Below are 5,963 nucleotides of genomic sequence, written 5' to 3' on the forward strand. Positions count from 1 at the left end.
GGGGCCGGGTGGCGAGGCGACCAGCGGGGCGGGGCGGCCCGCTCGGCGCCGACGAGGCGCGGCTGCTGTCCTGCACGCCGCTGTTCCTCGGCGGGTTCGGCCCCGAGGCGCTCCGGGCGGTGTCCGGGATCACGCCGAGCGCCTTCCCTGCGGCGCTCGAAGCCCTGCTCGGTCGGCAGTCGCTGACGCTCGAGGACCGGCCGTCCGGCCGATTGGCGGGTGCGGCCGAAACGCGGCTTCATGTGCCGTTCGACGGCCTGCCCGAGGCCCGGCCCGCCGACGGCAGGTTCACCCCCCTCATGCTCCGCCACGCGCGCTACTACGCCCGGCTCGCGGCCGGGGCCGGCCGTCGGCTGGCCGCCGGTGACCAGCCGACAGCCCTGCTCGCCCTGCGCGTCGAGGAGGCCAACCTCCGCTCGGCGGTCAACACCCTGACCGGCCACGGGCTCACTGCCGAGGCCCTCGACCTGATGGAGCGGTTGCTCGCCCACGCCCGCCTCGTCGGCCTCGGCCCGGCGTGGACCGACCGGGACGCCGCGCTGCTCGGCTCCACCAGTGCCACCGGTGAGCGGGCGCGCGTCCGGCTGGCACTGATCCGCGCCGAAGCCCGACTGCTCGACGGCGACCACGAGTCGGCGGCTGTCCTGCTGGACGAGACCGAGGCGGCCTCAGCAGAGTCGGACCGATGTCGGACCACACCCGATGCCCCCTCCGCGGCGGCCCGACTCCTGCGACTGCGGGGCCTGACCGGGTTCGACCGTGACCCCGCCCGAACCCTCGCCGCACTCACTCGGGCGGCAGAGCTCCTCCGCGAAGCCGACGACGAACCGGCTGCCCTGCGCGTCGAGTTGGAGGCCGCCCTGGCCGAGCTTCGGCTCGGTCGAACCGGTCCCGGCAGCGCACTGGCGGACCGGGTGCTGACCGCGGCGCGGCACCGGGGGGACGCGCTGCTGGCCGGCACGGCCCTGCTCCACCTGGGCCTGCTCGCCGCCGCCGACGGCGATCCGTCCACCTCCCGCGCCCACTACGTCGAGGGGCTGGCCCAGCTGCGCCCGCTCGGCGCCGTCGCCACGCTCGGCGCGCTGGTCGGCCTGGCCGCGAACCCCCTGCGCCCGGCACCGGCGCGGGCGACCGACGCCGCCCGACTGCTGGGCAGCTTCTACCCGGCGCGGGCCGGCATTCCCGGCGACCCCGCGGATCCCGACCTGGCCACCGCCCGGCTGCTCCCCGGCATCCGCCGCCGGCTCACCGAGGACGAGTTCACCCACGCACTGGCGACCGGCGCGGCCACCGCGCTCCCGGACCTGCTCTGCTCCCTCTGCGAGCCGGACTCCACCGGGACACCGCCGAAGAGGAAGCTGACGAATCGTCAATTTCAGGTCTCGCTGCTGGTGGCCGACGGACTGAGCAACCACCAGATCGCACGTCGCCTGGGCATCTCGGAGTGGACCGTGGTCAACCACCTCCGCGAGGCGATGCGGCGGTTGCAGTGCTCCTCGCGGGTCGGCGTCGCCGGCTGGGTGCACCGCTCCGGCCGGCGGCCGGGCCCCACTCACGGTGCGAAGCGGGGATGGTACGACGATCCGTTCGAGGCCTCCTGACCCGGCGGGAGGGCCCGCCGCCCGGGCATCCGCCGACTAGGCTCCCAGGTCGGCCGATCCGTACACCATCCGGCTGCGCGTCCGGGACCGCCCGGGGCGCCTAGCGGAGCCCGGTGAGGGTCGCCACCCGGTCGAAGCGGCCGTCGATGGCCTCGTCCCCGTGGTGCACGACGAGCAGGGCGCGCCCCTCGGTCCGTTCCCGAAGCACCCGGAACACCAGCTCCCTGCCGCCGTCGTCGAGGTTCGCGAACGGTTCGTCGGCCAGGTACACGTCCGCGTCCTCGTGCAGGAGCACGGCGACCCCGACCCGCTGACGCTGGCCGGACGACAGGTCCGAGGGCAGCTGGTCGGCCAGGCCGTCCAGACCCATCGCGGCGCGCAGCCGCTCGTCGGCGACCAGTTCGCGCACCGGCAGCGGAGGCAGGTGCACCGGAGCGGTCAGGCTCGCCACCCGGGGCGGCAGGGTGACCGCCCCGGCGTCGGGGGCGAGGGTCCCGGCCATGACGTGCAGGAGCGTGGTCTTCCCGCAACCGTTGGGGCCGCGGAGCAGCACGCGCTCGCCGACGCGCAGGTCGAACTCGTCGATCGACACCTTGGCCCCCTCGCCGTACCCGACCCGGACTCCGCGGACCCGCACCAGGGCCCCCTCCTCGTAGTACGGGGCCTGCCCGGACTCCCGCAGGGACTCGATCCGCTTGAGGACCGCGCTGCTCCGGCGGGCCTGCGGAATCATGTTGACGAGGTCGAAGATCCCGGTCACCGCCCGCCACAGCGAGTTCACGAAGGCGAGGAAGCTGCCGAACGACATCCGCCCGGCGAAGACGAAGAAGGCTCCGGTGATCATCGAGGCGGTGTCCGACAGGTTCATCACCAGGTCGCTGAGGGTTCGCTGCCGCTGTGACAGCCGGAAGTTGACGAAGGTGAGGTCGAGGAACCCGCGCAACGCGTCCCGGTTCACCGCGCGGGTGCCCGGCAGCAGCGACGGCAGTCCGCGCAGGGCGGGGAAGGACTCCAGCGTGCGGGTCAGCGTGTTGATGTACCGCGCCTCCGCCTCGCGTTCGGGCCCGGTGTTCTGCTCGATCCGCCTGCCGAGCCGGTTGCTCACGAGCACCAGCGGCGGCACGATCACCAGCAGGATGAGGCTGGCCTGCCAGGACAGGTAGAACAGCACGCCGAGGAAGGCGACCGACGCGACCGCCTGTCGCGCGATGCGGAGGGAGACGTCGATGGCCGGCAGGACGCCCTGGGAGACGTCGTTGTGGATGCGGCTGACGTACGAGGCGTTTCCCGCCTTCGCCACCTCTCGGCCGTCCAGGCCGAGCGTGCGGCTCAGCAACTCCGTCTCCAGCACCAGCGTGAACGCGTTCTCGAGGCGCTTGCGCCAACAGGCGACGCAGTAGTCCGTGATGGTGAGGGTCAGTCCGAACAGGAGGTACCCGAGGCCGAGGACGAGGAACCTGCGGAAGTCGGCGGTCAGGATCGCCTGGTCGAACAGGGCCTTGAGCAGCAGGGGGTGCAGCAGGGCCTCGAGCCCGCCCGTGGTGGCCTCGGCGACGAGGACCACCACGAACGGGGCCCGGTGGCCCCGCAAGGTACGCCACAACCGGTTGTTCACCGCGCCGCCTCGTCCAGCAGGAAGTCGGCGGTGCCTCCGGCGTTCACCCGGTGGAGCACCCGCAGCAGGCCCGCCGACCCGGTCAGGTAGTCGCAGGAGCAGCGCAGCAGCCCCTCGCCGGGAAGACCCAGCAGGGTACGGCCGTCCTGGCGCGGCAGGCCGAAGCGCTCGGCGGGCTCGAACAGGAACACCCTCCGGACGGTGTCGAGCTGCGTCAGCGCCCTGTCGCGGTAGGAGCGGTCCCCGGTGAACTCGGCCGCGTCGAGCAGCGCGTCGGCGATCCCGGTCATGCCGAAGCCGTACCCGGGCAGCACCGAGTAGCGGACGTCCAGTCCGCGCAGGACGGTGCGCGCCGCGTCCAGGTCGCCGTAGCGCAGCAGCACCTGCGCCACGCCGGCGGACCCCACCTCGATGTACGGCTCCATCGTCCCTTCGTGCTCGAACATGACCGGGCCCCCGTCGTTCAGGGGCTTGGCGTGGGCCATCTCCCAGGAAAGCGCCTGCCGTCCGAGCCGCAGGTGGTGATCCTCTCCCGTGACCTGGTGCATGCGCAGCAGGAACATGGCGACGCCGGCCTGTCCGAAGCCGAGGCCGGTCAGCGGCCCCTCGGTGGCGAACTCGTTCACCCAGTGGGCTCGCCCGCCGTCGTGCCGCACCGTGTCGTGCAGGGCCTGCGCGCAGTCCCGTGCCGCGGCGAGGTCGCGCGGGTCGCGGCCCTGCAGGAAGAAGCGCAGGTTCGTCATCCCGACGCCGGCGAGGCCGTAGTAGAAGGTGTAGTCGCCCTTCTCCAGCGCGCGCCTGTTGGCCCGGGCCAACAGGCGCCTGGCCTCGGTCCCGAACCCGAGCGAGTCGGCCGCCCAGGCGATGCCGGCCAGGCCGTTCATGAGACCGTCCGGGTACTCCGCGCTGTCGATGCCGGCCAGTTCGCCGCCCAGCCAGTCGCGCCATTCGGGCCGGATCGCGATGCCGGAGGACTGCAGCGCCCACAGGACGCCGCTCGCCCCGAAGCCGAGGCTCAGCGGGTTGGTGACGTGAGCGAAGGGGTCCACGGGGAAGAGCGTGCCCCGGCCGGGGTCGGCGACGGCCTCGACGAACGCGGCCACTCCGTCCTCCGCCTCCACCAGTCCGAGCCGTTCCTCGACGACCGGCCGCGCCGGGAGGGCCTCGACCTGGTCGAGCAGCTCCGCCTCGTCCTCCAGGGCGTCCAGCACGTCGGTGAGGCCGATCCGGTCCCCGGCCAGGTCGGTGATCAACCGGTGGACGCGCTCCGGCCAGCCCAGGCCCTCGGTGATGTGGATCCGGTACAGGTCGAGGACGTCCTCGCGCAGGTAGGACATCGCCGCGATCGGGAAGACGAAGTACGCCATGGTGGACGCCAGGGCGTACCGGTCGCCCTCCGGCCCGAATTCCCTGAAGCCGTCGCGCGAGAGGCTGAACCCCGGTGTGTAGAGCTCGACGGGCTGCTCCAACTCCGTTTCGCCGCTCCCGCCGCGGCTGTCGGTCCCGGCCAGCCGGCAGGCCTCCAGGTCGACGATGGTCACCTCGTGGGTGTCCGGGTCGACGAGCAGGTTGGAGGCGGTGAAGTCGGCGAGGATCACCCCGCGGTCGTGCGCGGCCTGGATCGCGCGGGCCAGCCCGCGGAAGACGGCGAGGAAGATCCGCAGGTACTCCCGCGACTGCTCGATGTCGAACCCCGGCCGCGCGAGCGGGTTGCGTTCGAGCAGCACCGAGCGGAGGTCGGAGGCGTCGACGAACTCCTCGGCGATGAAGTGGTGCTCCCAGTGGCGGAACTTCGCGATCGGGGCCGGGTACGAGCCGATGTCCGCCAGCCGGTTCAGGAACATCCACTCGCGGTCGAGGATGTCCACGGCGTCGTGGTTCCGACGGGGGTTGATGTTGGTGTGCGGACGGGCCTCCTTGAGCAGCACCGGCCGGTCGTCGTGCGCCGTGTCCTCGGCCGTGTACACGCCGCCGCTGTTGGAGAACTGGATCGCCCCGGTCACCCGGAACCGGCCCCCGACCAGGCCGTCGTCCTCGTCCTCGTCCTCGGGCTTCCAGTCGTCGAAGGGCCAGGGCACCCAGTCGGGCCGGGCGTTCCCCACGCTCCGGTCGTCGGGGACGGGACCGTCCGGTCCGAGGATCCGCGGGTGCCGCCGGCCGAGGACGTCGACGGTGTGGGTGTCGAGGAACTGGCCGTAGCGGAAGTACAGCGCCCTGCTGTCCCGGTAGCGCAGGTCCGACAGGACGTAGGCGCCCTCGTAGCCCTCCAGGAGTCCGGCCAGGTCGGCCAGGACCTTCCTGAACTCGTCGTCACCGCGCGGGTAGACGGTGACGAACTTGCCGCCGCTCCCCCGGGACATGGCCTTGGAGTTGAGCATCTCGAAGACGTTGAGGTCGAGGGCTATCTTGAAATCGGTCCCGCGTTCCGTCAGATATCCGATCACCGAGGCGGCGACCTCGCGCACGTGACGGCAGCTCGCCGACACGTGGATCTTCCAGCCCTGCGCCGGCAGGTCCGGGCTGGACCGATGGCTCCACCAGATGCCGCTGCGGACGAACCGCGCCCTCAGCGGCTCGTCGAGCCCGGCGAGGAAGTGGTCCGCACTCGGTTCGTACGAGACGTCGAGCGGGTCGAAGAACAGCGTGTCGTTCCACGCGAAGAGGAAGCGGTAGACCCATCGTTCGTTGCGCATGTCAGCCTCTGTGATCGTCCGCGGGCAGCCGGTGGGAGCGGCGGGGTCCGTGCG

At 72.4% G+C, this 5,963-nt stretch carries 3 protein-coding genes; 1 reads left to right on the forward strand and 2 read right to left on the reverse strand.

Features of this window, described 5'->3' with window-relative positions; genetic code table 11:
• The coding region (locus tag ACFU7Z_RS34765; protein ID WP_380781996.1) for a LuxR C-terminal-related transcriptional regulator at nucleotides 1-1,601 on the forward strand (1,601 nt) is incomplete at its 5' end.
• 100 nt (nucleotides 1,602-1,701) lie between these two features.
• On the opposite strand, the gene ACFU7Z_RS34770 is transcribed toward ACFU7Z_RS34765, so the two are convergent.
• Nucleotides 1,702-3,216, reverse strand: coding sequence for an ATP-binding cassette domain-containing protein (locus tag ACFU7Z_RS34770; RefSeq protein ID WP_380781998.1), 1,515 nt, complete (start codon nucleotides 3,214-3,216; stop codon nucleotides 1,702-1,704).
• Nucleotides 3,213-5,909, reverse strand: a complete 2,697-nt coding sequence (lanKC, locus tag ACFU7Z_RS34775) for a class III lanthionine synthetase LanKC (protein WP_380782000.1) — start codon at nucleotides 5,907-5,909, stop codon at nucleotides 3,213-3,215. Before lanKC ends, ACFU7Z_RS34770 begins: the two co-directional genes overlap by 4 nt.
• Nucleotides 5,910-5,963: the final 54 nt, after the last annotated feature.

Source organism: Kitasatospora sp. NPDC057518, from assembly GCF_042802075.1.
Lineage (GTDB): Bacteria > Actinomycetota > Actinomycetes > Streptomycetales > Streptomycetaceae > Kitasatospora.

Bases quoted from the DNA above. Each gene is read 5' to 3' on its own strand.
- lanKC (WP_380782000.1), bottom strand. From the start codon at position 5,909: ATGCGCAACGAACGATGGGTCTACCGCTTCCTCTTCGCGTGGAACGAC.